The organism is Streptomyces sp. NPDC098781, from assembly GCF_044759995.1.
GTDB lineage: Bacteria > Actinomycetota > Actinomycetes > Streptomycetales > Streptomycetaceae > Streptomyces.
The window spans coordinates 473,708-499,602 of the sequence record NZ_JBIWAK010000006.1; the positions used below are offsets into that span (position 1 = coordinate 473,708).

At 70.3% G+C, this 25,895-nt stretch carries 26 protein-coding genes and 1 pseudogene; 8 read left to right on the forward strand and 19 right to left on the reverse strand.

Annotated elements, in window-relative coordinates; genetic code table 11:
- Positions 1–45 precede the first annotated feature (45 nt).
- Positions 46–945 carry a LysR family transcriptional regulator gene (locus ACIQWG_RS26605; protein WP_404100206.1) on the forward strand — a complete coding sequence of 300 codons (900 nt, stop codon included), beginning with the start codon at positions 46–48 and terminating at the stop codon, positions 943–945.
- Positions 946–954: 9 nt separating this feature from the next.
- Here the strand turns inward: ACIQWG_RS26605 and ACIQWG_RS26610 are convergent, their stop codons facing one another.
- The 3 genes from ACIQWG_RS26610 to ACIQWG_RS26620 form a co-directional block, all read right to left on the reverse strand.
- The gene (locus ACIQWG_RS26610) at positions 955–2,094 is read right to left on the reverse strand and encodes a sugar ABC transporter substrate-binding protein (RefSeq protein WP_404100207.1); all 1,140 of its coding nucleotides are present in this window, start codon (positions 2,092–2,094) and stop codon (positions 955–957) included.
- Between the two features lie 140 nt (positions 2,095–2,234).
- A complete protein-coding gene (locus tag ACIQWG_RS26615) occupies positions 2,235–4,163 on the reverse strand; it encodes an AMP-dependent synthetase/ligase (RefSeq protein WP_404100208.1) in 1,929 nt (642 codons plus the stop codon).
- A 235-nt stretch (positions 4,164–4,398) separates the two neighbouring features.
- Positions 4,399–5,685, reverse strand: a complete 1,287-nt coding sequence (locus ACIQWG_RS26620; protein WP_404100210.1) for an acetyl-CoA C-acetyltransferase — start codon at positions 5,683–5,685, stop codon at positions 4,399–4,401.
- 85 nt (positions 5,686–5,770) lie between these two features.
- Here ACIQWG_RS26620 and ACIQWG_RS26625 point away from each other — a divergent pair, with 85 nt between their 5' ends.
- Positions 5,771–7,075 (forward strand): 3-oxoacyl-ACP reductase, encoded by a 1,305-nt coding sequence (locus ACIQWG_RS26625; RefSeq protein ID WP_404100212.1) that lies wholly within the window; start codon positions 5,771–5,773, stop codon positions 7,073–7,075.
- Complete coding sequence (locus ACIQWG_RS26630; RefSeq protein WP_404100213.1) at positions 7,075–7,917, forward strand: MaoC family dehydratase; 843 nt, start codon at positions 7,075–7,077, stop codon at positions 7,915–7,917. The genes ACIQWG_RS26625 and ACIQWG_RS26630 overlap by 1 nt, the downstream gene beginning before the upstream one ends.
- Here ACIQWG_RS26630 and ACIQWG_RS26635 read toward each other — a convergent pair.
- The 7 genes and pseudogenes from ACIQWG_RS26635 to ACIQWG_RS26665 all read right to left on the reverse strand — a co-directional run bounded on the left by ACIQWG_RS26635 (position 7,899) and on the right by ACIQWG_RS26665 (position 12,711).
- Positions 7,899–8,561, reverse strand: a complete 663-nt coding sequence (locus ACIQWG_RS26635) for a TetR/AcrR family transcriptional regulator (protein ID WP_404100215.1) — start codon at positions 8,559–8,561, stop codon at positions 7,899–7,901. The two genes, ACIQWG_RS26630 and ACIQWG_RS26635, sit on opposite strands and share 19 nt — an antisense overlap.
- 52 nt (positions 8,562–8,613) lie before the next feature.
- The gene (locus tag ACIQWG_RS26640; protein WP_404100216.1) at positions 8,614–8,913 is read right to left on the reverse strand and encodes a DUF4229 domain-containing protein; all 300 of its coding nucleotides are present in this window, start codon (positions 8,911–8,913) and stop codon (positions 8,614–8,616) included.
- Between the two features lie 87 nt (positions 8,914–9,000).
- Entirely contained in the window at positions 9,001–9,525 is a 525-nt protein-coding gene (locus tag ACIQWG_RS26645) for a GNAT family N-acetyltransferase (protein WP_404100218.1), read from the reverse strand.
- Between the two features lie 16 nt (positions 9,526–9,541).
- Positions 9,542–10,197: pseudogene (locus tag ACIQWG_RS26650) on the reverse strand (UdgX family uracil-DNA binding protein).
- 51 nt (positions 10,198–10,248) lie between these two features.
- Positions 10,249–11,412 carry an aminofutalosine synthase MqnE gene (mqnE, locus tag ACIQWG_RS26655; protein ID WP_404100219.1) on the reverse strand — a complete coding sequence of 388 codons (1,164 nt, stop codon included), beginning with the start codon at positions 11,410–11,412 and terminating at the stop codon, positions 10,249–10,251.
- A 59-nt stretch (positions 11,413–11,471) separates the two neighbouring features.
- Positions 11,472–11,927, reverse strand: coding sequence for an Lrp/AsnC family transcriptional regulator (locus ACIQWG_RS26660; protein WP_404100221.1), 456 nt, complete (start codon positions 11,925–11,927; stop codon positions 11,472–11,474).
- Positions 11,928–12,027: 100 nt separating this feature from the next.
- A complete protein-coding gene (locus ACIQWG_RS26665) occupies positions 12,028–12,711 on the reverse strand; it encodes a UbiX family flavin prenyltransferase (protein WP_404100222.1) in 684 nt (227 codons plus the stop codon).
- Positions 12,712–12,799: 88 nt separating this feature from the next.
- Between ACIQWG_RS26665 and ACIQWG_RS26670 the strand changes: the two genes are divergently transcribed.
- Positions 12,800–13,432 (forward strand): rhomboid family intramembrane serine protease, encoded by a 633-nt coding sequence (locus ACIQWG_RS26670; protein ID WP_404100224.1) that lies wholly within the window; start codon positions 12,800–12,802, stop codon positions 13,430–13,432.
- Here ACIQWG_RS26670 and ACIQWG_RS26675 read toward each other — a convergent pair.
- From ACIQWG_RS26675 to ACIQWG_RS26685, 3 genes are read right to left on the reverse strand one after another with little or no spacing between them, the layout of a single operon-like run.
- Positions 13,410–13,967: a Uma2 family endonuclease gene (locus ACIQWG_RS26675; protein WP_404100225.1), complete on the reverse strand. Its 558-nt coding sequence runs from the start codon at positions 13,965–13,967 to the stop codon at positions 13,410–13,412. The two genes, ACIQWG_RS26670 and ACIQWG_RS26675, sit on opposite strands and share 23 nt — an antisense overlap.
- A 13-nt stretch (positions 13,968–13,980) precedes the next feature.
- Entirely contained in the window at positions 13,981–14,883 is a 903-nt protein-coding gene (gene mqnP, locus ACIQWG_RS26680) for a menaquinone biosynthesis prenyltransferase MqnP (protein ID WP_404100226.1), read from the reverse strand.
- Positions 14,880–16,331, reverse strand: coding sequence for a menaquinone biosynthesis decarboxylase (locus tag ACIQWG_RS26685; RefSeq protein WP_404100227.1), 1,452 nt, complete (start codon positions 16,329–16,331; stop codon positions 14,880–14,882). Before ACIQWG_RS26685 ends, mqnP begins: the two co-directional genes overlap by 4 nt.
- Before the next feature lie 88 nt (positions 16,332–16,419).
- Between ACIQWG_RS26685 and ACIQWG_RS26690 the strand changes: the two genes are divergently transcribed.
- The 4 genes from ACIQWG_RS26690 to ACIQWG_RS26705 all read left to right on the forward strand — a co-directional run bounded on the left by ACIQWG_RS26690 (position 16,420) and on the right by ACIQWG_RS26705 (position 19,796).
- On the forward strand, positions 16,420–16,752 hold the full coding sequence (locus ACIQWG_RS26690) for a PLD nuclease N-terminal domain-containing protein (RefSeq protein WP_404100228.1): 333 nt from the start codon (positions 16,420–16,422) through the stop codon (positions 16,750–16,752).
- Between the two features lie 149 nt (positions 16,753–16,901).
- The gene (locus tag ACIQWG_RS26695) at positions 16,902–17,351 is read left to right on the forward strand and encodes a nucleoside deaminase (protein WP_404100229.1); all 450 of its coding nucleotides are present in this window, start codon (positions 16,902–16,904) and stop codon (positions 17,349–17,351) included.
- The gene (locus ACIQWG_RS26700) at positions 17,344–18,312 is read left to right on the forward strand and encodes an isopenicillin N synthase family dioxygenase (RefSeq protein ID WP_404100230.1); all 969 of its coding nucleotides are present in this window, start codon (positions 17,344–17,346) and stop codon (positions 18,310–18,312) included. The genes ACIQWG_RS26695 and ACIQWG_RS26700 overlap by 8 nt, the downstream gene beginning before the upstream one ends.
- A gap of 92 nt (positions 18,313–18,404) precedes the next feature.
- Positions 18,405–19,796, forward strand: coding sequence for a condensation domain-containing protein (locus tag ACIQWG_RS26705; protein ID WP_404100232.1), 1,392 nt, complete (start codon positions 18,405–18,407; stop codon positions 19,794–19,796).
- A gap of 9 nt (positions 19,797–19,805) precedes the next feature.
- Here the strand turns inward: ACIQWG_RS26705 and ACIQWG_RS26710 are convergent, their stop codons facing one another.
- From ACIQWG_RS26710 to ACIQWG_RS26735, 6 genes are all read right to left on the reverse strand, one after another.
- A complete protein-coding gene (locus ACIQWG_RS26710; RefSeq protein ID WP_404100234.1) occupies positions 19,806–20,204 on the reverse strand; it encodes a hypothetical protein in 399 nt (132 codons plus the stop codon).
- Between the two features lie 91 nt (positions 20,205–20,295).
- Positions 20,296–21,399 carry a c-type cytochrome biogenesis protein CcsB gene (gene ccsB, locus ACIQWG_RS26715; RefSeq protein WP_404100236.1) on the reverse strand — a complete coding sequence of 368 codons (1,104 nt, stop codon included), beginning with the start codon at positions 21,397–21,399 and terminating at the stop codon, positions 20,296–20,298.
- Positions 21,396–23,108, reverse strand: a complete 1,713-nt coding sequence (locus ACIQWG_RS26720; protein ID WP_404100238.1) for a cytochrome c biogenesis protein ResB — start codon at positions 23,106–23,108, stop codon at positions 21,396–21,398. The genes ccsB and ACIQWG_RS26720 overlap by 4 nt, the downstream gene beginning before the upstream one ends.
- 3 nt (positions 23,109–23,111) lie before the next feature.
- Positions 23,112–23,885 carry a cytochrome c biogenesis CcdA family protein gene (locus tag ACIQWG_RS26725; RefSeq protein ID WP_404100240.1) on the reverse strand — a complete coding sequence of 258 codons (774 nt, stop codon included), beginning with the start codon at positions 23,883–23,885 and terminating at the stop codon, positions 23,112–23,114.
- Position 23,886: 1 nt separating this feature from the next.
- Entirely contained in the window at positions 23,887–24,492 is a 606-nt protein-coding gene (locus tag ACIQWG_RS26730; protein WP_404100242.1) for a TlpA family protein disulfide reductase, read from the reverse strand.
- A 66-nt stretch (positions 24,493–24,558) separates the two neighbouring features.
- The gene (locus ACIQWG_RS26735; protein WP_404100244.1) at positions 24,559–25,848 is read right to left on the reverse strand and encodes a hypothetical protein; all 1,290 of its coding nucleotides are present in this window, start codon (positions 25,846–25,848) and stop codon (positions 24,559–24,561) included.
- Positions 25,849–25,895 lie beyond the last annotated feature (47 nt).

Here is a 25,895-nt window from a genome sequence, read left to right on the forward strand (position 1 = left end):
AATCCTTGGGATTTGTCGCGATCCCCAAGGGTTAGCTTGGATGTCATGACCCTCGACGACCTGCGTGTGTTCGTGGCCGTGTGCCGAGCCGGGAGCCTCAGTTCGGTGGCCCGGGAGCTCGGCTGTACGCAGTCGGCGGTCAGCCAGCATGTGAAGCGGCTGGAGCGGGAGACGGGGGTCGCGCTGCTGGAGCGGCAGCCCCGGGGAGTCGTGCCGACGCAGGCGGGGCGGGTGCTGGAGGCGGCCGCCGCCGAGGGGATATCCGGGCTGGATCTGGCGGTGCGCCGGCTGCGGGATCTCGTGGCCGGCGACAGCGGGTACGTGCGGGTGGCGACCGGTGCGACGACCGTACGGCACTTCATGTCGGAAGCGGTCGTCGCCTACCGCCGGCGCCATCCCGGGGTCAGCCTGGAGTTCCGTACGGTGAGTTCGGGCCGGGGCAGCTTCGATGCGCTGGCCGACGGCACGCTCGACCTGGCCTGGATCACCCTCGGCCCGCCGGTGCGCGGCATCGAGCAGCGGCCGGTGGTGGAGCTGCCGTGGGTGCTGGCGGTCCGCGCCGATGATCCGCTGGCGCGGCGGCCGTACGTCGACGTGGGCGCCGACATGGACGGCGTACGGCTGATCCGGCTGCCGCCGAACTCCGCCTCCGCCGCTCATCTGGACGCCGCCTGCGTCGAGTTGGGCGTCCGGTTCGCGCAGGACACCAGCGTCGCCGACTGGGACACGGCGCTGCTGCTGGCCGAGCTGGGAGTCGGGCGGGCGGTGGTGCCCGCGCTGCCGGGGCTGGACATCCCGGGCGAGGGCGATCTGCGGCTGATCCCGCTGCCCGCCCTGCGTCCCCTGCCCGTCGGCTGGGCCGTCCGCCGGTGGGACGCGCTCAGCCCGCCCGCGCGGGCGTTCGCGGATCTCGTGGAGAGTCACCGAAGGGCCCCGCGGAGCTGAGCGCCCCCGCTAGTTCAGGCCGATCTTCGCGCAGTCCGTCGCGTACTCGGGGGTGCAGATCTGGTCGACGGTGTAGACGCCGTCCTGGATCACCGTGTCCTCGATGTTCTTCTGGGTGAGGGCGACCACCGACACCAGCTGCGCCGGGATGTCCTCCAGCGTCGGGCTGTCGACCGAGTCCTGGGTGAGCGCGTCGAACTCGATGTCACGGTTCTGCGCCCTGTACACGGCCATCTTCGCCGCGTTGGTCGCCTCCAGCAGGAACGACTTGTACACCGTCATGAACTGCTCGCCCGCGACGATCCGCTGCACCGCGTCCAGGTTCGCGTCCTGCCCCGTCACCGGCGGAAGGTCGCTGACGCCGGCCTCCGCCAACGCGTCGATGACGGCACCCGCCATGCCGTCGTTCGCCGAGTAGACGGCCGCGATGCCGTCGGCGCCGACGGTGGCGATCGCCTTCTCCATGTTGGCCTTGGCGACCTCGGGCGACCACTTCTGCGTGTCGTACTTCTTGACGATGTTCACCTCGCCCTCCAGCTCCCCCAGCGCGCCCTTCTTGAACCGGGCCGTGTTCGGGTCGGCCGGGTCGCCGTTCATCATGACGACCTTGCTACTCGCGGCCTTCGAGCCGAGTTCCTCGACCAGGGAGCGGCCCTGCACCTCGCCGACGAGCTCGTTGTCGTGGGAGACGTAGGCGTCGATGGGCCCTTCGGCCAGACGGTCGTAGGCGATGACCGGGATGCCCGCGTCCTTCGCCTTCTCGACGTCCGACGCGGTGGCCTTGGCGTCCACGGCGTCCACCAGGATGACGTCCACCTGGTCCTCGATCATCTGCTGGAACTGCTCGCTCTGCTTCTGCGCGCTGGACTCGGCGTTGGCGTAGACGACCTTGCCCCGGTCCTTGGTGAGGTTGCCGACCTCCTTCTTGATGAGGGGGTGGTCGAACTTCTCGAAGCGCGCGGTGTCCTTGTCGGGCAGCAGCAGTCCCACCCTGATGGCGTCGCCCTTGTCCGGCGACGCCGAGCTGTCACCGCCCCCGATGCCGTCGATGACACCGCACGCGGTGAGCGAGAGAGCGGATGCGCAGGAGACGAGGGCTATGCCCGTGCGGCGGCGTGCGGTGGGGGTGTGGGGGGTACGAGCGTTCACTACGGGCCTTCCAAGCGGAGGAGCGGCGTTGCTACCCGGGGTTGGCGGTAGCCAACGCGGATACGGCATGTCACGTCAAGCGGTTGTCGTAACGAGAAGGCAACCGTTGACCACGCGGTGGCGCGGGATCGGCCCGCGTCTCACCGCTCGTACAGCCCCTCCACCTCTCCCGCGAAGTCCCGCATCACCATCTCCCGGCGCAGCTTCATCGACGGCGTCAGATGGCCCGCCAGCTCCGTGAAGTCGGTCGGCAGGACGGCGAAGCGACGGATCGACTCCGGTCTGGACACCAGCTTGTTCGCCTCGTCCACCGCGCGTTGAAGGATGGCCCGCAGCTCGGGGTCGTCCACCAGGAGCTCCGCGGGCACGGAGTGCTTGCCGTTCATCCGGCGCCAGTGGGTGACGCCGTCCATGTCGAGGGTGATCAGGGCGGAGACATAGGGGCGGCGGTCGCCGACGACCATGCACTGCGAGATCAACGGGTGCGAGCGCAGCCAGTTCTCCAGCGGTGCCGGGGCCACGCTCTTGCCGCCCGACGTGATCAGCAGTTCCTTCTTGCGGCCGGTGATGGTCAGATAGCCCTCGTCGTCCAGGGAGCCGATGTCGCCCGTCGGCAGCCAGCCGTCCGCCGCCGCCGGGACCACGCCGCCCGCGGAGGGGTCCCAGTAGCCGCGCAGCACCTGTTCGCCGGCGACGAGGATCTCGCCGTCGGCGGCGATCCGGACCCGGGTGCCGGGCAGCGGCCAGCCGACCGTGCCCAGGCGGGGCTTCAGCGGCGGCGTGACGGTGGCCGCGCCGGTCGTCTCGGTCAGGCCGTAGCCCTCGTAGATCTCGATGCCGGCGCCGGCGTAGAAGGAGGCGAGACGCCGGCCGAGCGGTGAGCCGCCGCAGATCGCGTACCGCACCCGGCCGCCCATCGCGTTGCGGAGACGGCGGTAGACCAGCGGGTCGTAGAAGGCGCGGGCCGTCTTCAGGGCGGCGTTGGGGCCGGAGCCGGTGCCGGCCGCGCGGGCCTCCAGTGCCTCGCCGTAGCGCTCGGCGACCGAGGCGGCGCGGTCGAACGACGAGGCGCGTCCGCCCGTCTCGGCCTTGGCGCGCGCGGAGTTGAAGATCTTCTCCAGCATGTACGGGATGGTCAGCAGACAGGTCGGGCGGAAGGCGGCCAGGTCGGGCAGCAGGTCCTCCGCCTTCAGGCTCGGCGCGTGGCCCAGGCGCACCCGGGCCCGGACGCAGGCCACCGCCACCATCCGGCCGAAGACGTGCGACATGGGCAGGAAGAGCAGCACCGAGGCTTCTTCGTTGGTCCGGGCCTTGAAGATCGGGTAGAGGAGCTCGACCGCGTTGTCCACCTCGGCGAAGAAGTTTCCGTGCGTCATCGCGCAGCCTTTGGGGCGGCCCGTGGTGCCGGAGGTGTAGATGAGCGTCGCCAGGGTGTCCGGCACCAGCATGCCCCGCCGTACGCCGACCTCGCCCTCCGGCTGCTGGGCACCCAGCTCACCCAGCCGCTCGACATGACCCTTGTCGATCACCCACATGTGGCGCAGGTCGGGCACCCGGTCCAGTTCGGGGCCGAGGGCGGCGGCCTGGGCCGCGGTCTCGGTGACCAGTGCCACCGCGCCGGAGTCCTGGAGGATCCAGCGGGTCTGGAAGACGGAGGAGGTCGGGTAGACGGGGACCGTGACCAGTCCGGCCGCCCACGCCGCGAAGTCGAGGACGGTCCACTCGTAGACCGTGCGTGCCATCACGGCGATCCGGTCGCCGGGCATCAGCCCCTCGGCGATCAGCCCCTTCGCCACGTCCTGCACCTGCTCGGCGAACCGGGCCGCCGTCACGTCCGACCACCGGCCGTCCGCGCCCCGGCGGCTGAGGACCACCGCGTCGGGCGCCGCGGCCGCGTTGTCGAAGGGCAGGTCCGCGAGCGAGCCATGCGTCACCGGGGGCGCGAACGGCGGTACGTACGCCTCCCGTACGACCCCGTCCAGGCGCCGTGTCTCGGGCAGTACCAGGCGCGGTCCGGGAGCGTCGTCGTAGGCCGCCGAGGGGGCGAAGGAGGGAAGCGAAGTGGACACGGGCGGCTCCTGCGGCGGGCTTGCAGCGACGAAACTGCTTGCTGCATGACGTACGTACCTCGCGCACCGTGGCGTTCACCTGCGGAGGCCTGCGGAAAGGGGTTACCGCTGGTTAGGCACGCGATCGTACGGGTCCTGCGTGTGGGGGTTGTGCGGGTTCGGCGGTGGTCCGGAGCCGGGTATGTGCAACCTCGGGGGTTATGTGAGGGGCACTCAGCTTCGTCTCACCCGATCCTTACCTTCGCTCCAGGACCGCCGTCACGCCCTGTCCGCCGGCCGCGCAGACCGAGATCAGCCCGCGTCCCGAACCGCCCCGCTGCGCCAGCGACTTGGCGAGCGTCGCCACGATCCGGGCGCCGGTCGCGGCGAAGGGGTGGCCCGTCGCCAGGGACGAGCCCATGACGTTCAGCCGGGCCCGGTCCACCGGCTCCAGCCCCCGCTTCTCCCACGCCGCCAGCGTGGCCAGCACCTGGGACGCGAAGGCCTCGTGGACCTCGACGAACTCGAAGTCGGAGAAGGTGAGTCCGGCCCGTTCGAGCATCCGCGGGACGGCGTGCGCCGGTGCCATCAGCAGCCCGTCCTCGCCGTCCGCCACGTCGCCGTGCACGAAGTCCACGGCCGCCGTCTCGTAGGCGGTCAGGTAGGCCAGCGGCTCAAGCCCCCGCCGCGCCGCCCACTCCTCGCTCGCCAGCAGCACGACCGCCGCCCCGTCGGTCAGCGGCGTGGAGTTGCCCGCCGTCATCGTCGCCCCGGGCCGGTCGAGGCCGAACACCGGCTTCAGCGCGGCCAGTTTCTCCGGCGTGGAGCCGGGACGCAGGTTCTGGTCCCGGTCCAGACCCCGGAAGGGCACGACCAGGTCCTGGAAGAAACCGCGTTCGTACGCCGCCGCCAGCCGCTGGTGACTGGTCGCCGCCCACTCGTCCTGAGCCTCGCGGGAGATGTTCCAGGCGCGGGCGGTGACCGCGGCGTGCTCGCCCATGGAGAGCCCGGTGCGCGGCTCGGCGTTGCGCGGGATGTCGGGGACGAGATGGGAGGGCCGTACCCGCGTCAGGGCCTTGACCCGCCCGCCGAGCGACTTCGCGCGCCGCGCCTCCAGCAGGACGCGCCGCAGCTCGTCGTTGACGCCGAGGGGTGCGTCGCTCGCCGTGTCCGCGCCGCCCGCGATCGCCGACTCGGTCTGGCCGAGCGCGATCTTGTTCGCGGCGGCGATGACAGCCTGGAGGCCGGTGCCGCAGGCCTGCTGGATGTCGTACGCAGGTGTGCGCGCGTCCAGTTTCGAGCCCAGGACGGTCTCGCGGGCCAGGTTGAAGTCACGGCTGTGCTTGAGGACCGCCCCGGCGACGAGTTCACCGACCGCGCCGGGACCTCCCAGGCCGTACCGCTCGACGAGGCCGTCGACCACGGCCGTGAGCATGTCCTGGTTGGAGGCGGTGGCGTACGGGCCGTCCGAGCGGGCGAACGGGATGCGGGTGCCGCCGATGACCGCGACCCGCCGGACCTCCGGCGCCAAAAGGGAGCTCATCTCCACCCACTCCTCATGTCCACCATGGGATTACCTCGGGTAACCTTACTCCCGAGTCAGCATCGGCGCGCACTGGGAGTGGGACATGGCCGACCGCTATCTGAGCTTCACCGGCACGGGCCCCGGCCGCTTCCTCACCCGGCGGCTCGGGTTGCCCCAGCCCACCGCGCTCAAACGCTGGTCACCCGAGCGCCCCACGCTGCCCGGCGACCGTCTGCTCCTCACCGCCGGCAAGTCCGACCTCGACCTCGCCGCCACCGGCCTGGACCTGACGCCCTCCGCCGAGCGGCCGACGGCCGTCGTCCTCGACGCCACCGGGGTCCGGGACGTCGAGACGCTCACCGAGGTGCACGCCGCTCTCCACCCGGTGGTGCGGTCGGTCGCGGACAGCGGCAGGGTCGTCGTCCTCGGCGCGCCCCTCGACCCCGCCGACCATCACCAGGCCGCCGCCCAGCAGGCACTGGAGGGCTTCACCCGCTCGCTCGGCAAGGAGATCGGGCGTGGCCGCACGGTGAATCTGCTGCGCCTGACGGACCCGGCCGCAGCCAGGTCGACCCTGCGCTTCCTCCTCTCCCCCAAGTCGGCCTACCTCAGCGGACAGGTCCTCGAGGTGGGCCCGGCGCCCGCCACGGACACCGGGCCGCCCGCCGACCCCGACCGCCCGCTGACCGGCCGAACCGCCCTGGTCACCGGCGGCGCGCGCGGCATCGGTGAGGCGGTCGCCGAGACGCTGGCCAGGGACGGCGCCCGGGTCGTCGTACTCGATGTGCCGCAGGCCGAGCAGGACGCGCGCCGGGTCGCCGACCGGCTCGGCGGCACCGCCCTCGCGCTCGACATCACCGCCGCCGACGCGGGCGCGCGCATCGCCGAGGCACTGCCGGACGGACTGGACGTCCTCGTGCACAACGCCGGGATCACCCGCGACCGACGGCTGGTCAACATGCCCGCCGAGCGCTGGAGTTCGGTGCTCGACGTCAACCTCGCGAGCGTGCTGCGCACGACGGACGCACTGCTGACGGCCGGGACCCTGCGGCGGGGCGGCCGGGTCGTGGCGACGGCGTCCATCGCCGGCCTGGCGGGGAACGCCGGGCAGACCAACTACGGCGCGAGCAAGGCCGGGATCGTCGGGCTGGTTCGCTCGCTCGCACCGCGCGCGCTGGCCGAGCACGGGGTGACGGTCAACGCGGTCGCGCCGGGCTTCATCGAGACGAGGATGACCGCCGCGATCCCGCTGTTCATCCGGGAGGCGGGTCGCCGGATGAACTCGCTCGCGCAGGGCGGAGTGCCCGTCGACGTCGCCGAGACGACGGCCTGGCTGGCGGACCCCGGCTCGGGGGCCGTCAACGGCCAGGTCGTACGCGTATGCGGCCAGAGCCTGCTGGGGGCCTGATGTCTCTCGTCCTCACGAGCCCTCCCTCCCTGCCGCCCCTGCTCGCGCGGGGCGCCCTCCTGTCACCCTTCAAACGACCCAGTGCGGACGCGGAGTTCCCACGCACACCACTTGTCCTGCCCCGCCTTCGCGTCGACCTCGCCCGGCTGGCCGGCTACGAGCGGGTGTGCGGGTTCCCCACCGGCGCGGACGCCCTGCCGGTGACGTACCCCCACGTGCTCGGGTTCCCGCTGGCGATGCGGCTGATGAGCGGCCGGGACTTCCCGCTGCCCCTGCTCGGTCTCGTCCACACGTCGATCACGATCACCCAGCACCGGGCGCTCGCGGCCACCGGGGAGTACGAACTCGCCGTGCGCGTCGACGGGCTGGCGCCGCACCGGCGCGGCACGGAGGCCGCCGTGATCACCGAGATGCGGGCCGGTGGCGAGGTCGTATGGGAGTCGAGGAGCACGTATCTGGCCCGGCACCGCACCCGCCACCAGGCTCCCGAGGCCCCGAAGGAGGCGCGCGAGCCGCTGCCCGAGGTCGCCGAGTGGCGCCTCGCCGACGATGTCGGCCGGCGGTACGGCGCCGCCTCCGGTGACCGCAACCCCATCCACCTGCACCCCCTCACCGCCCGCCTGTTCGGCTTTCCGCGCGCCATCGCGCACGGCATGTGGACGGTGGCCCGCTGCGTCGCCGCGCACGGGGTGTCCGAACGGGTGCGGGTGGAGGCGCAGTTCCGGGCTCCGGTGCTGCTGCCGGGGACGGTGACGTACGCGGCGGAGGGCGGCCGGTTCGAGCTGCGGGGCGGGCAGGACCGGCTGCATCTGGCCGGGGAGGTCTATCCGCTCACCTCGTGAGCGGGGTCCGGCTGCGTCCAGGGGTTGCCGGCCATCAGATTGCCCAGCCCGGCCCAGGCGAAGTTCATCAAGGTCCCCGCCGCCTGTCGCGCCGTGACGCCCGGCGTGGCGTTGGCCCAGGCGGCGAGCGACTCGGCGGCTCCCACGAGGGCCTCGGCGAGCCCCGCGACCTCGCTCTCGGGCAGGTCGGGATCGCGATGCGCCTCCCTGGCCGCGGCGAGGATCAGGTCGGTCACGAAGGCGACGATCTCCGCGCGCATCGCCGCGACCTCGGAGGCGAACGGCTCGCCATGGGTGCGGGCCTGGAGGTGCAGGACGGACCAGCCGTCCGGGTTGCGCGAGGTGTGCGCGAAGAACGCCCCGAGCCCTTCCCAGAGTTGGCGGTCGGCGGGCAGCTCGCGCCGCACGCCCGCCCGGACCGCCGCGGTGAGGGCGGCGGCCTCCCGGCGTATGCACGCGGTGAAGAGGTCTTCCTTGGAATTCAGGTACAGATAGACCAACGGCTTGGACACGCCCGCGAGTTCGGCGATCTCGTCCATCGACGCGGCCATGTACCCGCGCTGCCCGAAGGTCCGCACGGCGGCGTCCAGCATCTGCTGCTCACGGACCGCACGCGGCATCCGCTTGGTCTTCACGGCACCCATGGGGCAAGAGTAGGCGGTCGCACGCGCCTGTACGCGGGCGTCGTCGTACCCGCTAGGAGGTCTGGCCCTGCGCGCGGGCCGTTTCGTCGGCCACGTCCTCCTGGCTGCGGTTCGCGTCCAGGTTGGCCTTCATACGGTCGACGCGCTGCACGATCCCGAGCGAGGCGCGGTCGCGTTCCTTGCGCAGGACGACGAAGCTGATCGGGGCCGAGATCACCAGCGCGAGCAGGACGATCCACATGCCGTTGGAGTCGCCGAGGCCGCGCGGGGCGAGGCCGGAGTAGACGAGGCCCCAGACGACCACGAGGCAGCCCACGAAGATCCCGAGGCGCATCAGTGTGTAGCGGAGCATCTCAATCCACTCTTCCGAATCCAAAAAGGGCCACTGCCCAGTGAAGCACGGCGGACCACCGATCTTGCAGGGGGGTCGCCACGGGGTTCAGTCCAGCGGGAGCAGCATGATCACGTCGTCCCGGTCCTCGCCCGGCGCGACCCGGATGGCGTCCGGGATCCGGCCGACCTCCTTGTAGCCGCAGGACCCGTAGAAGCGTTCCAGGCCGAGGCCGCCACGGCAGCAGAGGCGGATCGCGTCGATGCCGTCGAAGGTGCGGGCCGTCCGCTCGGCGGCCGCGAGCAGGTCACGGCCGTAGCCCTTGCCCTGGTGCTCGGGGTGCACCATCACGGTGTAGATCCAGATCCAGTGCTTCATCAGCCGGTGCGTGTTGAAGGTGAGGAACGCGGTCGCGGCGACCCGCCCCTCCTCGTCGTGCCCGACGAGCAGTCTCCTGCTCCCGTCGGCCATCGCGGCGAACTGCCGCACCAGCTCCGGCCTGATGTCCTCCGGCGTGACCGGCGGCACGAAACCGACGGCGCCGCCCGCGTTGGAGACGTCGGTCCACAGGTCGAGGATGCCGTCGCGCAGGGCGGGGGTGACGGCCGGGTCGAGTGTGAAGGTAAGAGGCACCGCGTCATCGTACCTATTACGACAGCGCCGGTGCAGCCACTTTCAGATCGGCGACCAGACCCTCGTAGGCGGCCTCGCGCTCCTCGTCGTCCCGGGACCGCAGGACCGACGACGGATGCACCGTCGCCACCAGTCTCTCCGGCCGGCCGTGGACCGCGCGCTCCATCAGTGTCCTGCGCACCTCGCCGACCCGGAACGACGAGCCCAGCAGCGCCCTGCCCGCGCTCGCGCCGAGCAGCACGATCAGCTCGGGCTCGACGACGGCCGGCTCGGCTGCCGGCCAGGGCCCGCACGCGGCCGTCTCGCGCAGGCTCGGCGCCTTGTGGATACGGCGCTTGCGGGGCTCGGCCCGGGTGAACTCCAAGTGCTTGACCGCGTTGGTGACATACGCCTCGCCCGGGTCGGTCCCCGCCCCCGCGAGGGCCCGGTCGAGAGCTTGCCCGCCGGGCCGACGAACGGCTTCCCCTGCCGGTCCTCCTGGTCGCCGGGCTGCTCGCCGAGGAACAGGACACGGGCGTCGGCGGTGCCCCGGCCGAACACGGTCCGGGTGGCGGCCCGGTGCAGGGGGCAGCCCCGGCAGTCGGCGGCGGCACGACGCAGGGCGGGAAGGCCGCCCCGGTCGGGCAGGAAGGGTTCGGCGGTGCAGGCGTCCTCGGGCGCTCGCGCGGTCACCGTGCCGACCGGGTAACCCCTGGTCGGCGGGAGTGTCCCGGCCGAGAGTGCTCAGACCCGCATCGGCTGGGGGGACTCGCGCCGCGCCGGGTCCGGGCCGTCGTACTCCCGGATGATCTCGTACCGCGTGTTCCGCTCCACCGGCCGGAAGCCGGCGTCACGGATCAGGTCCAGCAGGTCCTCACGGGTCAGCTTGTTCGGCGTGCCGTAGTTGTCCGCGTCGTGCGTGATCTTGTACTCGACGACCGAGCCGTCCATGTCGTCCGCGCCGTGCTGGAGGGCCAGTTGGGCGGTCTGGACGCCGTGCATGACCCAGAAGACCTTGACGTGCGGGACGTTGTCGAAGAGGAGACGGGAGACCGCGAAGGTCTTCAGGGCCTCCGCGCCGGTCGCCATCTGGGTGCGCTCCTGAAGGCGGTTGCGGACCTTGCCGTCCTTCACGTCCACGAAGTCGTGCTGGTAGCGCAGCGGGATGAAGACCTGGAAACCGCCGGTCTCGTCCTGCAACTCACGGAGGCGAAGCACATGGTCCACCCGGTGCCTGTGCTCCTCGATGTGGCCGTAGAGCATGGTGGAGGGCGTCTTCAGGCCCTTCTCGTGCGCCAGCCGGTGGATGCGGGACCAGTCCTCCCAGTGGGTGCGGTGGTCCACGATGTGCTGACGGACCTCCCAGTCGAAGATCTCCGCGCCGCCGCCGGTGAGGGACTCCAGGCCGGCGTCGATCAGCTCGTCGAGGATCTCGGAGGCGGACAGCCCGGAGATGGTCTCGAAGTGGTGGATCTCCGTCGCCGTGAACGCCTTCAGGGAGACATTCGGCAGGGCGGCCTTCAGCTCCCGCAGCGAACGCGGGTAGTAGCGCCACGGGAGGTTCGGGTGCAGGCCGTTGACGATGTGGAGCTCGGTGAGGTTCTCGCCCTCCATCGCCTTGGCGAGCTTGACGGCCTCCTCGATGCGCATCGTGTACGCGTCCTTCTCCCCCGGCTTGCGCTGGAAGGAGCAGTACGCGCAGGAGGCCGTACAGACGTTGGTCATGTTGAGGTGGCGGTTGACGTTGAAGTGGACGACGTCGCCGTTCTTGCGCGTGCGCACCTCGTGCGCGAGGCCGCCGAGCCACGCCAGGTCGTCCGACTCGTACAGCGCGATGCCGTCCTCGCGGGTCAGCCGTTCACCGGCCCTGACCTTCTCCTCCAGCTCGCGCTTGAGCCCGACGTCCATGCGTGCACCTCTCTCGATCAGACTTGGTCAACCGTACGCCCAGCTCCCCGGGGCCTGTCCTAGACCTCTTCCGGCAGCTGCCCCACCCGGTTCTCCCACTTGGTGGAGAGCACGATCGTCGTACGGGTACGGGACACACCCGTCGTCCCGCTGAGCCGCCGGATGATCTTCTCCAGTCCGTCGACGTCCGTCGCCCGCACCTTGAGCATGTACGAGTCGTCGCCCGCGATGAACCAGCAGTCCTCGATCTCGCCCAGGTCCCGCAGCCGGTTCGCCACGTCCTCGTGGTCGGTGGCGTCGGACAGCGAGATGCCGATCAGCGCGGTGACGCCGAGACCGAGCGAGGCGGCGTCGACGGTGGCGCGGTAGCCGGTGATGACGCCCGCCGCCTCCAGCCGGTTGATGCGGTCGGTGACGCTGGGGCCCGACAGGCCGACGAGGCGTCCCAGCTCCGCGTAGGAGGCCCGGCCGTTCTCCCTCAGGGCCTGGATGAGCTGCCTGTCCACCGCGTCCATGCGATTGAAAGCCTTCCGCTGAAGAGGTCTGACGTGATTGCTGAGCTGAGCCTTGAAGTGATGAGTTCTGCTGGTACCGCGTGATGCGGTGGTGTGCCGGTCAGGTGGAAGGGGCGCCGCCGCCCAGTTCGCCCTTCCAGCGGCGGTAGAGCCGGTGTTCGACGCCCGCCGCGTCGAGGACGCGTCCGGCGACGAAGTCCACCAGGTCCTGGATGTGCGTGGCGCCCGCGTAGAAGGCGGGCGAGGCGGGTACGACGGTCGCGCCCGCGTCGTCCAGTGTCACCAGGTGCCGCAGCGTCTGCCCGTTCAACGGCGTCTCCCGTACGGCGACGACGAGCCGGCGCCCCTCCTTCAGCGTCACGCCGGCCGCCCGCTGCAACAGGTCCTTGGACAGCCCGAGCGCCACTCCGGCGACGCAGGCCGTGGAGGCGGGCACGATCAGCATGCCCTTCGTGGCGTACGACCCGGAGGACGGGCCGGCGGCGAGATCCCCGGCGTTCCAGTACCGGACGCCCTCGATGTCCACCTCGAACGTCCCGGGCTTGCCGTCGGCACCCCGCGAGAGCCACTCCCGCAGGTCGTCCTGCCAATGGGCGTCGCGGAAGGAGATCCCCGTCTCGTCGAGCAGGGTGAGCCGGGAGGCCCGGCTGACCACCAGGTCGACGCTCTCCCCGGCGGCGAGGAGCGCGCGCAGCACGGCGGCCGCGTATGGGGTGCCGGAAGCGCCGGACACCCCTACGATCCAAGGCGTACGCGCCGACTCTCCTGGCTTGACTGGGTTCACGACTCCGAGCCTATCCGGCGGGAGGGGGTGGGAACCGACCAAGGGGGGCCCGGCGTTCCCATGGGGGACGAGTCGGGCGGGGGTTGCCATGCCGGGTGGATCGGATACATGGGGCGCGGGACACGAGATCTCGCGCGGTGAGCGTGCGCTGACAGCGGCCAAGCTGATGGCGGGCTGGGTGGCGCTGCTCTGGCTGCTGGAAGTCGCCGACGTGCTCAGCGGGCATGCGCTGGACGGATTCGGGATCGTCCCGCGCGACCCGTCCGAGCTGGTGGACGTCGTCCCTGCCGCCTTCCTCCACTTCGGCTTCGCCCATGTCGCGGCGAACAGCGTGCCGCTGCTGGTCCTCGGGTTCCTCGCCGCGCTCGGCGGGATACGCCGGTTCGCCGTCGTCTGCGCCCTGATCATCGTCGCCGACGGGCTCGGCGTGTGGCTGATATCCCCGTCCGGCACCAACACGGCCGGCGCCTCCGGCCTGATCTTCGGCCTCTTCGGCTTCCTCCTGGTCACCGGCTTCGTGGAGCGCCGCCCGCTCGGCATCCTGGCCGGCCTGCTGGTGGCGGCGATCTGGGGCGGTTCCAAACTCGCGGGCCTCGCCCCGACCCAGTCCGGCGTGAGCTGGCAGGGGCATCTGGTGGGGCTGGTGGCGGGGGTGGCGGCGGCGTTCGTGGTGCGGCGACGGGCGGGTGGGGGTGCGCTCAGGGCTGGGGCGGCCGCTTAGCGTCGACAGGGAAATCGGCGGTGGCGAGCCTCAGCCTGCCCAGCGTGGAGTCGACGACCGCTTCCGGGCCGTAGGCCACGGTGTCGCGGCCGCGGTAGCCCTCGGGGCCCGGGTTCCACATCGTCACGCAATGGCCCTTCAGCGGGTCGAGGATCAGGTAGTCGGCGATGCCTCGGGCGGCGTACCAGCGGGGTTTCACCTCGTAGTCGCGTCGGACGCTGCCGCCGGAGACGACCTCGACGACGAGCTCGACGAGTTCGGGCGGGTAGGCGAGCTCGTTCCGGTTCGCATCGGGCGCGGGGATCACGGCCAGGTCGGGGCAGAACTCGTTGTCCTCGTCGAAAGGGACGACGACGTCGCTGACGACGGCCCACTGCCGACCGAGCTGCGGGGCCAGGGCCTTCCATGCCCCGAAGAGCGTGCGAGCGTGGTGCGGTCCGAGCGGGCACGCCACCACGCTGCCCTCGACGATCTCCGTCCGGAAGCCGGGGAACGCGTCCTCGAACCGGCTCAGCTGCGTGTGCAGGCGGTCCATGGACCGCACCCCATCAGACCGTCAGACCCCGAACCAGAAGATCCATCAGCGCACACACGAACAGGGCAATCCCGATGAACCCGTTGACGCTGAAGAACGCCCGGTTGAGACGGGACAGATCGTGCGGCCGGACGATCGAGTGCTCGTACACGAACGCACCGGCCACGATCAGCAGGCCCAGCCAGAAGAACGTGCCCGCGTCCGTGGCCACCGCGTACCAGACGAACAACCCGGTCGTCACCGTGTGGCACACCCGCGCACCCCAGATCGACGCGGGGATGCCGAAGCGGGCCGGGACCGACATGACGCCGATCTCGCGGTCGGTCTCGACGTCCTGGCAGGCGTAGATCAGGTCGAAGCCGCCGATCCAGATGCCGACGGCGAGACCGAGGATCACCGCGTCCCAGGACCAGGTGCCGGTGACGGCGAGCCAGCCGCCGACCGGTCCCATCGCCTGGGCCAGGCCGAGGATCGCCTGCGGGAAGTTCGTGAACCGCTTGCCGTAGGGGTAGACCACCATCGGGATCACCGCGATGGGGGCGAGGGCCAGGCACAGCGGGTTCAGCAGGGCCGCCGAGCCCAGGAAGATCACCAGCGCGATCAGGGCGCCCGTCCAGGCGTGCCGGACCGACATCGCGCCGGTCACCAGCTCCCGGTGGGCGGTGCGCGGATTGCGGGCGTCGATCTCGCGGTCGATGATCCGGTTCACGGCCATCGCGAAGGTCCGCAGACCCACCATGCAGACCGTCACCAGCAGCAGCCGGCCCCAGTGGATGTTCCGGTCCCACTGGAACATGGCCGTCAGCGCGGCGATGTACGCGAAGGGCAGCGCGAACACCGAGTGCTCGATCATGACCAGGCGCAGGAACGCCTTCGTCCGTCCTGGCTGCCCAATCGCGGCGGAGGCGCTGCTCACAGGTTGTACTCCTTCCAGCGCCGGTCGACCTTCGCCGCCGTCTCGGGATCGGACTCCACCATGTCGGGCCAGCCGCCGTCGCGCGCGTAGCCCTCCTCGGGCCACTTCTTCGTCGCGTCGATCCCGGCCTTGCCGCCCCAGAACTGCTGGTACGAGGCGTGGTCGAGATGGTCGACGGGGCCCTCGACGACGCTGAGGTCACGGGCGTAGTCGGTGTTGCCGAGGGCCCGCCAGGCGACCTCGTGCAGATCGTGCACATCGCAGTCGGAGTCGACGACCACGATCAGCTTGGTCAGGGACATCATGTGCGCGCCCCAGATCGCGTGCATCACCTTCTGGGCGTGCTTGGGGTACTTCTTGTCGATCGAGACGATCGCGCAGTTGTGGAAGCCGCCGGATTCGGGCAGGTGGTAGTCCACGATGTCCGGGACGATGATCTTCAGCAGGGGGAGGAAGAAGCGTTCCGTCGCACGGCCCAGGGGTCCGTCCTCCGTCGGAGGCCTGCCTACGACGATCGACTGGAGCAGGGGTCGACGGCGCATCGTCACGCAGTCGATCGTCAGCGCGGGGAAGGGTTCCTGCGGGGTGTAGAAGCCGGTGTGGTCGCCGAAGGGCCCCTCCGGCAGCATCTCGCCGGGCTCCAGCCATCCCTCCAGCACGACCTCCGCCTGCGCCGGCACCTGCAACGGCACCGTCTTGCAGTCCACCATCTCGATCCGCTTGCCCGAGAGGAAGCCCGCGAACAGGTACTCGTCGATGTCACCGGGAAGCGGCGCGGTGGAGGCGTAGGTCACGGCGGGCGGGCACCCGAAGGCGATGGCGACGGGCAGCCGCTCTCCCCTCCTCGCCGCGACCTGGTAGTGGTTCCGGCTGTCCTTGTGGATCTGCCAGTGCATGCCGATGGTGCGCTTGTCGTGACGCTGGAGGCGGTACAGCCCCAGGTTCCGCACACCGGACTCCGGGTCCTTGGTGTGGGTGAGCCCCAGGTTGAAGAAGGAGCCGCCGTCCTTGGGCCAGGTGAAGAGGGCGGGCAGCTGGTCGAGGTCCACGTCGTCGCCGGTGAGCACGACCTCCTGGACCGGGCCGTCCTTGACCTTCTTCGGCGGCACGTGCGTCATCGCGCCGAGCTTCCCGAACGCCTCGCGCACCCCGACGAACCCGTGCGGCAGTTCGGGCTTGAGCAGCCCGCCGATCTTGCCGGAGATCTCGCCGTACGACTTCAGCCCCAGGGCCTTCAGCAGTCTCCGGTCGGTCCCGAAGACATTCATCGCGAGGGGCATCGACGACCCCTTCACATTCTCGAAGAGCAGCGCGGGACCGCCGGACTTCTGCACCCGGTCGACGATCTCCCCGACCTCCAGATACGGATCGACCTCTGCCTTGACGCGCTTGAGGTCGCCTTCGCGCTCCAGTGCCCTGAGCAGGGAACGAAGATCGTCGTAAGCCATGGGGTCAAGTATCCCCGAGCGGCTACCCTGGCCCTTACCCCGGGGGCCGGTGCCCCCGGTCCGACGACCGTTTCGCTGGAGAGGGCCCATGCTCCGGGTGCTGATGTTCCTCGTGCCACTGGCGCTGAGCGTGTACGCGTTCATCGACTGCATCAGCACGAAGGAGGACGACATCCGCCACATGCCCAAGCCGCTGTGGGCGATCCTCGTGCTGGTGTTCCCGCTGGTCGGCTCGATCTCCTGGCTGATCGCGGGCAAGAAGCGCAGCCCTGCGGCCGAGGGCTGGTCCGGTGTACGGGACCAGCGGCGCCGCCAGCAGTGGGTGGCCCCGGACGACAACCCCGACTTCCTGAAGTCCTTGGGCGACGACGACAAGTCGCGGGACGAGGACGAGGACAAGAACAAGCGCGACGAGCCCTGACCGGACGTCACCTCGACACCACGGCACCGGCCGGCCGGACTCGCCGTGGTCTCTCGTTGGACGGCGCGAGCCGGGTCGCGCTCCGCCGCTGAGCGCACTCGCGCCTTTCCGCCGTTGCCCTGGCCCTCACGCCACAGGAGAGTGAGGGCATGGATCGCACAGAGGCACACGGGTGGCTCGCGACCGCCCTCGCGGAGGCCCGGGCCGGGCTCGCCGAGGGTGGGATCCCGATCGGTGCCGCGTTGTACGGGGCCGACGGGGTGCCGCTCGGGCGGGGTCACAACCGTCGGGTCCAGGACTCGGACCCCTCCATGCACGCGGAGACGGCCGCGTTCCGGGCGGCCGGCCGGCAGCGGTCGTACCGTGGCACGACCATGGTGACCACGCTCTCCCCGTGCTGGTACTGCTCCGGTCTGGTCCGGCAGTTCGGTATCTCCCGGGTGGTGATCGGCGAGGCGGTCACCTTCCACGGAGGGCACGACTGGCTGGCCGCACACGGCGTGGAGATCGTGCTGCTCGACGATCCCGAGTGCGTCGACCTGATGCGCGCCTTCATCGAACGCCATCCCGACCTGTGGAACGAGGACATCGGTGACTGACCAGCCCCGCATCCCCACCATCGACCTCCGGCCCTGGCTGAACGGCGACGCCGACGCCCGCGCCGCCATCGCCCGCACCGTCGACGAGGCCCTGCGGACCGCCGGATTCCTGCTGGTCACCGGGCACGGCGTGGACCCCTCTCTGCGCGAGCGCATCCGTGCCGCCGCGCGTACCTTCTTCACGCTCCCCGCCGAGGCCAAGCAGGCGTACGAGGTGAAGGTCGGCGGACGCGGCTGGCTGGGGCCGGGCGCGGAGGCCAACGGGTACTCCGAGGGCACCGAGACTCCGCCGGACCTGAAGGAGTCGCTGTCCTTCGCGACGCACGAGCCGTTCGAGGACCCGGTGGTCAACGCCGAGTGGTACGCGCCGAACGTCTGGCCGGCCGAGGTGCCCGAACTGCGGCCGCTGTGCGAGGAGTACCTCGTACGGATGGGCGAGCTGGAGAACCGGCTCCTGTGCCTGCTCGGCGACGCCCTCGGACTGGGACCCGACTTCTTCAGCCGGCACATGGACCACCCGACGTACGGCTTCAACATCAACTGGTATCCGGGCAGGGACGTCCTCGGTGAGCCGGAGACCGGGCAGTTCCGGATCGGGCCGCACACCGACTTCGGGACGGTGACCATCCTCGACCGGCAGGCGGGCAAGGGTGGGTTGCAGGTCTACACCGACGAGGGCGGCTGGGAGGACGCGCCGTACGACCCGGCGGCGTTCACCATCAACATCGGGGATCTGATGGCCCGTTGGACCGGCGACCGGTGGCGCTCGGGCCGGCACCGGGTGCTGCCGCCGCCCGCGGACGCGCCCGCCGAGGAGCTGATGTCGCTCGTCTACTTCGGTGAGTGCACGCCCGGCACGCGCGTGGAGTCCGTGCCCGCGCCGGTCGGGCGGGTGGCCTACGAGCCGGTCGATTCGCATGTCTATCTGCGGGCGAAGCTGGACTCGATCACCGTCGACTGATCGCCGACCGGAACCGTTTCTGAGTAAGGGTTGCCTCGTTGGGCGGGATACCACCCTTTCGGGTGTGTCCCCCGCCCCGAATGGAGCCGCCCGTGCGAATGACTGACATCCAGCGCTGCGAGGTCCGGCCCGGACGACTCGTCGAATGGACGTTCAGTCCGGCGAGCGTCGCGACGGCTGCCGACCTGCCGGAGGACTCACGTCCGCCGGCGTACATCCAGGAGTCGCACATCAGGACCGCCCGGTCCGTGCGCGACGACGGGCTGTTCGTACCGACCTGGCTCGGTACCGCCTTCGACCTCGCGGGCCGGGCCGACCTGGACGCGCTCCAGGAGGCGCTGCGCGACTGGACGCTCAGGCACGAGACGCTGCGCAGCGGGTTCCGCTGGTCCGGCGAGGGCGGCGACGAGATGCGCCGGTTCACGCTCGCCGCCGAGGCGGTGTCCCTGCACCGCACCGACGTGGGCGACTTCACCGACCCCGCCGAGCTGGTCCGGTACCTCCAGGACCGCTTCGACGCGACGGCGGACGCGCTGCGCTGGCCCAACCTCATCTACACGGCCGTCGTACGGGACGACTCCACCAGCGTGTACATGGCCTTCGACCACAGCAATGTCGACGCCCACTCCATCCACCGTATCCCGGCGGAGATCCACGAGCTGTACGCGGCGCATGTCGCGGGCGGGGTACCGGAGTCGGCGCCCGTCGGCAGCTACGTCGACTTCTGCGAGATCGAGCGCACGGACGCCGACCGGATCGACGACAGCCACGAGATCGTGGCCCGCTGGCGGGAGTTCATCCACCGCTGCGACGGCAGGCTGCCGGCCTTCCCCGTCGATCTCGGCCTGGACCCGGACGCCGGCCTGCCCACCCAGAGGCTGCTGCGCGAGGAGCTCACCGACCCCGACACCGCCGCCGCGTTCGAGGCGTACTGCCGTCCGTACGGAGGCAGTTCGGTCGGTGTACTGGCCGCGACCGCGCTCATCGTCCACGAGATCGGCGGACAGCCCGTCTACCGCACGGTGGTGCCGTTCCACACCCGGGTGAAGTCCCGCTGGTCCGACTCCGTGGGCTGGTACGTCGGCGGCGCGCCCATCGAGATCCCCATGGAGCAGGCGTACGACTTCCCCAGCGCCCTGCGCACGGTACGCGCCGCGCTGCACGCCAACCGGCATCTGGCCCGCATGCCGCTGGCCCGCGTGCTCCACCTGCTCGGCACCGACTTCCGCCCCACCTCCCCCGACCTGTACTCGATCGTCTCCTACGTCGACACCCGCGGCATCACCGGCTCCCGACGCTGGGCCGAGCAGAAGGCGTACGGGCTGATCAGGGTGTCGTACGGGGACCAGGTGTGCGCCTGGGTCACCCGCCTGCACGAGGGCCTGTGGTTCGCCGGCCGCTACCCGGACACCGACGTGGCGCAGAAGAACATGCGGCTGTACGTGGAGCGGCTGCGGGACGTCATCGCCTCGACGGCGGCCTGACCGAGGCGGCTAGCCGGCCTCCAGAGACTCGATCAGCCGCTCGAAACGGGCCCGCCAGCGCTGCTCCGTCTCCGCCTCGCCCTGGAACTCGTGGGTGAAGCGGAGGGCGGCGCCGTCCTCGCCGTCCCGTTCCAGGTGGAACCGGATCCGGCCGCCCTGCACGGTGTACTCGGCGACCCGGTCGACGTCCCAGGCGGTGATCTGCCCGCTGCCGAAGTCGCGCAGGCCGACCGCGCCGCCCAGATGCGGTTCCAGCGCGTCGACCGGCGTGCACCAGGACGAGAGGCCGTCCTCGGTCGACAGCCACGGCCAGACCGCCGCCATCGGCCGGGGCAGCCGCACCAGGACGTGCAGGATGTGCGTGTTCCCGTGCGTCTGGCTGATGCCCTGCTCTATGGAACCGGTCATGACACCAGCCTGACCCCGCCGGGCACGAAGCGCACCCCTTACGACCTCTGACCTGCGCGATCGACCACGGCCAGGTGTTTTTGTGCGGGGCCTACACGCCCGCGTAGGAGTGCTTGCCGGAGACGAAGATGTTGACGCCGTAGTAGTTGAACAGCCAGCAGCCGAAGGCGATGAGGGCCAGGTAGGCGGCCTTGCGGCCCTTCCAGCCGGCCGTGGCGCGGGCGTGCAGGTAGCAGGCGTAGGCGACCCAGGTGATGAAGGACCAGGTCTCCTTGGGGTCCCAGCCCCAGTAGCGGCCCCAGGCGTCGCCCGCCCAGATGGCGCCCGCGATGATCGTGAACGTCCACAGCGGGAAGACGGCGGCGTTGACGCGGTAGGAGAACTTGTCGAGGGACGCCGCGGCGGGCAGCCGGTCGAGGACGGAGTTCGCGAAGCGGCCGGGGGTGCCGCCGCTGGCCAGCTTGTTCTCGTAGCTGTCCTTGAAGAGGTACAGCAGCGTGGACATCGCGCCGACGTAGAACACCGCGCCGCAGAAGATCGCCGTGGAGACGTGGATGTACAGCCAGTACGAGTGAAGGGCGGGAACCAACTGGTCGCTGGCGGTGTACAAGACAGTGACGGCGAGGCCGAGATCGAGGAGGACCGTGGTGATGAGGAACAGCCCGAGCCAGCGCACGTTCTTCTTCAGTGCGAGCAGCGCCAGGTACACCCCGACGGCGACCGTGGAGAAGGTGATGTTGAACTCGTACATGTTGCCCCACGGCGCCCGCTGCACCGACAGAGCCCGGGTGAGCACCCCACCGAACTCGATCAGGAAGGCGAGGACGGTGAGGGAGATGGCGATACGCCCGTAGAGGTCGCCCTGCTCGTCCCCGCCGTGCGCCCCGGGCCCGTCCGGCACGTCCCGCTGCCCGGCCGTGGCCCGCACGACGACCTTCGGCCGCTCCAGTACGGCGGTGGAGCCGCCCTGGTTGACGGTGACGGCGGGCGCGGCGGCTGACTTGCCCACCTTCGCCGGGGTCAGCGCGGCGGCCGTGCGGCCGACCTTGCTGCGGCTGCCGAAGAGCCATTCGGCGATGTACGCGAAGAAGGCCAGGGTGTAGACGGCCATCGACGAGTAGATCAGCGTGTTGCTGATGCTGGCGAGGTTCTCGTTGGTGGCGGCGGCCAGATCGGTTGCGGCGGCGAGAGTCACTTCTCAGCCCCTTCGGCAGGTACGACTTGGGGGTCGGGGGTATCGGAGGAGTCGTCCTCGGGGTCGGGTGCCCCCGGGGCCTGGTCGTAGAGGATTCCGGCGAGGTCGCCCAGTTCTTCGGGCACCTTCGCGGACTCGCTGCGGCCGAGCCCGGCCATCTCGACGACCGTGACACCGTCGGCGCCGGTGGTGGCCCGGACCCAGACGCGGCGACGCTGGATGAACAGGGAGGCGGCGAGTCCGAAGATCGCGGCGAGGGAGCCGGCGAGGGCCCAGCCGCTGCCGGGCTGGCGGGCGACCTGGAAGCCGGCCCACTCCTTGATCTCCTTCTCGAAGGTGACCGTGCCCGCGCCGTTCGGGAGCTTCATGCTCTCGCCCGGCTTGAGGTTCTCCCGGACCTGGGCGCCCTTGGCGTCCTTGAAGCCCGTCAGGTTCTTCTTGTTCAGCTGGTACACGCTCTGCGGGATACCGGCGTCGACACCGAGGTCGCCGTGGTACGCCTCCAGGTTCAGCACCGGGTTCCGCAGCGCGGGGAACTGCGAGGCCAGTTCGTTCCCCTTGACGTAGCTGGGCAGGAAGAAGGCCTGGAAGCCGAGCTGCTCCCGCTCGCCCTTGGCGTTGCGGTAGCCGTCCATGACCTTGATCGCACCCGTGGAGGTGACATTGCCGTCGAGCGGAAGCAGGGGCACGGCGTCGCGGTAGACGACATTGCCCTTGCCGTCGCGGATCGTGATGACGGGGGCGTAGCCGTGGCTGACGAGGTAGACCTTCGAGTCGCCGATCTCCAGCGGCTCGTTGACCTTGACGGTGGTCTTCTCGTCCTTGCCGTCGGCGCCCACGCTGTAATCCAGGTCGGCCTCGTAGGTGCGCGGGGTGCCGCGGTTGGGGCCGGTCGCCTCGTAGGTCCCCTTGAAGTCCTTCAGGGTGAAGCTGAACGGGTCCAGGTCGTCCTGGCTGAAGAGGCTGCCGGACTTGAAGTCGTCGTACTGGGTGAGGGTGTTGGAGAAGCCGTCGCCCTCGACGATCAGCTTGTTGCCCTCGGACTTGAACAGCTGGCCCCAGGCGAACGCGATCAGCATCACGATCAGCGCGATGTGGAAGGCGAGGTTGCCGACCTCGCGCAGATAGCCCTTCTCCGCGGCGACGGCGTCACCGGCGAGGTGGGCGCGGAAGCGGCGCTTGCTCAGCAGGGCGAGCGCCGACGCGCGGACCTGCTCGGGTGCGGCCCCGGTGCGCCAGGTGGTGTAGGCGGGCAGCCGGGTGAGTCGCTTCGGGGCGGCCGGCGGACGGCCGCGCAGCTGGCCGACGAACTGCCAGGTGCGCGGGACGATGCAGCCGATGAGGGAGATGAACAGCAGGATGTAGATCGCGGAGAACCACACCGAGCTGTAGACGTGGAAGAGGCCGAGCTTGTCGTAGATCGGCGCGAGCGTCTCGTGCGCCTTGCGGAACTCGGCGACCTTGGTCTCGTCGACGCTGGTCTGCGGGATGAGCGAGCCGGGGATCGCGCCGAGCGACAGCAGCAGGAGCAGCAGCAGCGCGACCCGCATCGAGGTGAGCTGCCGCCAGAACCAGCGGGCCCAGCCGATGACGCCGAGCGAGGGCAGGTTGGGCGCGTCCTCGGTGGGGGCGGTGGAGAGCTGCGAGCCGGCGGCGCCGAGGTCGTCCTCACCGGCGGCCGGGGCGGCCTTGTCGGTCGTGTTGCTCATCGATCAGATCCCCACAGTGAAGCCGTTGGACCAGACCTGCATCTCCTGCACGATGCGGTCCCATGCGCCGGTCAGCAGCAGCGCACCGGTCACGATCATCATGCTGCCGCCGATCCGCATGACCCAGACGTAGTGGCGCTTGACCCAGGCGAAGGCACCGAGCGCCTTGCGGAAGGCTACGGCAGCGAGCACGAAGGGGACGCCGAGGCCGAGGCAGTAGGCGACGGTGAGCAGGGCACCGCGGCCCGCGCTGCCCTGGTTGGCCGCCAGAATCGTCACGGAGGACAGCGTGGGTCCGAGACAGGGCGTCCAGCCGATGCCGAAGAGGGCGCCGAGCAGCGGGGCCCCGACGAGTCCGGTGGCCGGCTTGGTGTGGAAGCGGAACTCCCGCTGGGTGAGCCAGGGCATCAGGCCCATGAAGAACACACCCATGAGGATCAGCAGGACGCCGAGGACCTTCGTCAGGACGTCCTTGTTCTCCTGGAGATTCGCCCCCCAGTAGCCGAACAGTGCCCCGCCGGAGACGAACACGGCGGTGAATCCGAGCACGAAGAGCGAGGCGCCCGCGACCATCCGGCCACGCCGGGCCTCGGCCAGATCGGTGCCGCTGACGCCGGTCACATACGACAGATAGCCGGGCACGAGCGGCAGGACGCAGGGGGAGAAGAAGGAGACGAGGCCGGCGAGTACGGCGATCGGCAGCGCGAGCAGCAAGGCGCCGTTCATGACGGTGCCGTTGTAGCTCGCACCCTCGGCGAGCGTGGACAGCGCGCTCACGTCATTTCTCCGCGAGGACGGGCTTGATCATGCCGCGGAGTTTGTCCTCGCTGAGCGGCTGAAGCGCACGTGCGGCGATCTTGCCGTCCCGGTCGATGACGAGGGTGGAGGGGATCGCCTGCGGGTTGAGCGTGCCCTTCCCGAAGCGGAGCATCTGCTTGCCCGTGGGGTCGTACAGGCTCGGGAAGGTGACGCCGTACTCCTTCTCGAAGGCCTTCGCGGGGGTGGTGCTGGTGTCCCGGGTGTTGATGCCGACGAACTCGACACCCTGGCCCTTGACGTCCTCGTAGACGGTCTGGAAGTTCTTCGCCTCGGCCCGGCAGGGCGGGCACCAGGATCCCCATACGTTGATGACGAGGACCTTGCCCTTGTAGTCGGCGGTGCTGAGCTGCTTGCCGTCGATCGTCTCGCCGGACAGCTCCGGCGCCGCGGCGCGCTTGCCGGTGGCGACGGTGTCGACGCCGTCGCCGCCGGCGACGAAGTTGGTGTCCCCGCCGCCACCGGACGTACCGCCCGAACTGCACGCGGACAGACCCAGCGCGGCGACGGCGGCGCTGGTGACGGCGAGCAGGGCAAAACGGCTACGGGCGCGGCTGGCGGCACTCATGTGAAAAGTTTCGCATGTCCGTTCCGGGGATCTTGCGCACCCCCCTCACGGACGTGAACCCGCATTTCAGGCGGCGTTCTGGGTGCCCGGCGAGGAGGTCGAGGAGCCGCCCTTCATGAAGGCGTTCCAGCCTCCGGCAGGCTCCTGTCCGACGTCCAGAGTGCGCAACTTGTCCAGAACGTCCGGCTTCTGTGCATCCATCCAGTCAACGAACTGCCGGAAGGAGACGAGCCGGATGTCGGCGCCCTTCTCCTTCTCGCGCGCGATGTGCTTCAGGGACTCCTCGACGGCGTCCATGTAGATGCCGCCGTTCCACTGCTCGAAGTGGTTGCCTATGAAGAAGGGCGCCCGGTTCGTCTCGTATGCCCGCTTGAATCCCTGGATGTACGCCTGCGCCGACTGCTCACGCCAGCCCGGGTAGTTGTGGCTGGGCGCGTTCGTGGAATTGACCGACTGGTTGGCGAGCATGTTGTAGTCCATCGACAGGACCTCGAACGATCGTCCGGGGAAAGGTATCTGCTGCAACGGCAGATCCCACAGCCCCTGCTTCTTCGTCGGCCACACCTGACGCCCGCCCGGCGAGGAGGCGTCGTAGCGCCAGCCGAGCTCACGGGCCGTGGGCAGCAGGTTGTCCTGACCGAGGAGACAGGGCGTGCGGCCGCCGACGAGTTCCTTGTCGTAGTCGAAGGGCAGCGAGGGCAGATCGGTCCACCCGGAGTTCGTCCGCCACTCCTTCACGAAGGACTTGGCCTGCTCTATCTCGCTGCGCCACTGCTGCGGGGTCCAGTTGCCGACGGTGCCGTTGCCGGCGCAGAAGTGGCCGTTGAAGTGGGTGCCTATCTCATGGCCGTCGAGCCAGGCCTGGCGGACGTTCTTCAGCGTCGCCTTGATGTGCTCGTCGGTGAGGTAGCCGATGTCGGAGGCGCCGCGCGGGTTGTTCGGCGGGTCGTAGAGCCGCTTCTTCGACTCGGGGAGCAGATACAGCCCCGAGAGGAAGAAGGTCATGTGCGCCTCGTGCTCCTTGGCGAGTTCGAGGAAGCGCGGGAAGAGGCCGTTGCCGACCTCGCCGGCACCGTCCCAGGAGAACACGACGAACTGCGGCGGCTCCTGACCCGGCTCCAGCGGCTCGGGCTTGCCCGGCTGATGGGGCTGCTTGCCGGTGTAGGAAGTCGAGCCGTCGCCTATGGGGCGGGCGCGGTCGGCGTGGGCGCCGGGCTGATTGTCCTTGCCCTGGCTGGAACCCCCGGCCTGGTCCGAACCGTCTGAAGACGTGAGCGTGCCGCATCCGGCGAGCCCTAGGGCGGCGGCGGCTCCGGCACCGAGTCCGATGGCTCCCCTTCGGCTGATGTTGCGCATTGCTGCTGCCCCGTCCGTCGTGCTTGCTCTCTGGTGTCACCCAGTCA

What these genes read in the sequence shown, in the direction of transcription:
- ACIQWG_RS26735 (WP_404100244.1), bottom strand. Translation starts at nt 25,848, where the DNA reads ATGCGCAACATCAGCCGAAGGGGAGCCATCGGACTCGGTGCCGGAGCC.
- ACIQWG_RS26690 (WP_404100228.1), top strand. Translation starts at nt 16,420, where the DNA reads ATGCTCCGGGTGCTGATGTTCCTCGTGCCACTGGCGCTGAGCGTGTAC.
- ACIQWG_RS26660 (WP_404100221.1), bottom strand. Translation starts at nt 11,927, where the DNA reads ATGGACGCGGTGGACAGGCAGCTCATCCAGGCCCTGAGGGAGAACGGC.
- ACIQWG_RS26720 (WP_404100238.1), bottom strand. Translation starts at nt 23,108, where the DNA reads ATGAGCAACACGACCGACAAGGCCGCCCCGGCCGCCGGTGAGGACGAC.
- mqnE (WP_404100219.1), bottom strand. Translation starts at nt 11,412, where the DNA reads ATGGACGTCGGGCTCAAGCGCGAGCTGGAGGAGAAGGTCAGGGCCGGT.
- ACIQWG_RS26685 (WP_404100227.1), bottom strand. Translation starts at nt 16,331, where the DNA reads ATGGCTTACGACGATCTTCGTTCCCTGCTCAGGGCACTGGAGCGCGAA.
- ACIQWG_RS26620 (WP_404100210.1), bottom strand. Translation starts at nt 5,685, where the DNA reads ATGAGCTCCCTTTTGGCGCCGGAGGTCCGGCGGGTCGCGGTCATCGGC.
- ACIQWG_RS26730 (WP_404100242.1), bottom strand. Translation starts at nt 24,492, where the DNA reads ATGAGTGCCGCCAGCCGCGCCCGTAGCCGTTTTGCCCTGCTCGCCGTC.
- ACIQWG_RS26695 (WP_404100229.1), top strand. Translation starts at nt 16,902, where the DNA reads ATGGATCGCACAGAGGCACACGGGTGGCTCGCGACCGCCCTCGCGGAG.
- ACIQWG_RS26630 (WP_404100213.1), top strand. Translation starts at nt 7,075, where the DNA reads ATGTCTCTCGTCCTCACGAGCCCTCCCTCCCTGCCGCCCCTGCTCGCG.
- ACIQWG_RS26675 (WP_404100225.1), bottom strand. Translation starts at nt 13,967, where the DNA reads ATGGACCGCCTGCACACGCAGCTGAGCCGGTTCGAGGACGCGTTCCCC.
- ACIQWG_RS26670 (WP_404100224.1), top strand. Translation starts at nt 12,800, where the DNA reads ATGCCGGGTGGATCGGATACATGGGGCGCGGGACACGAGATCTCGCGC.
- ACIQWG_RS26625 (WP_404100212.1), top strand. Translation starts at nt 5,771, where the DNA reads ATGGCCGACCGCTATCTGAGCTTCACCGGCACGGGCCCCGGCCGCTTC.
- ACIQWG_RS26605 (WP_404100206.1), top strand. Translation starts at nt 46, where the DNA reads ATGACCCTCGACGACCTGCGTGTGTTCGTGGCCGTGTGCCGAGCCGGG.
- ACIQWG_RS26640 (WP_404100216.1), bottom strand. Translation starts at nt 8,913, where the DNA reads ATGCTCCGCTACACACTGATGCGCCTCGGGATCTTCGTGGGCTGCCTC.
- ACIQWG_RS26635 (WP_404100215.1), bottom strand. Translation starts at nt 8,561, where the DNA reads ATGGGTGCCGTGAAGACCAAGCGGATGCCGCGTGCGGTCCGTGAGCAG.
- ACIQWG_RS26710 (WP_404100234.1), bottom strand. Translation starts at nt 20,204, where the DNA reads ATGACCGGTTCCATAGAGCAGGGCATCAGCCAGACGCACGGGAACACG.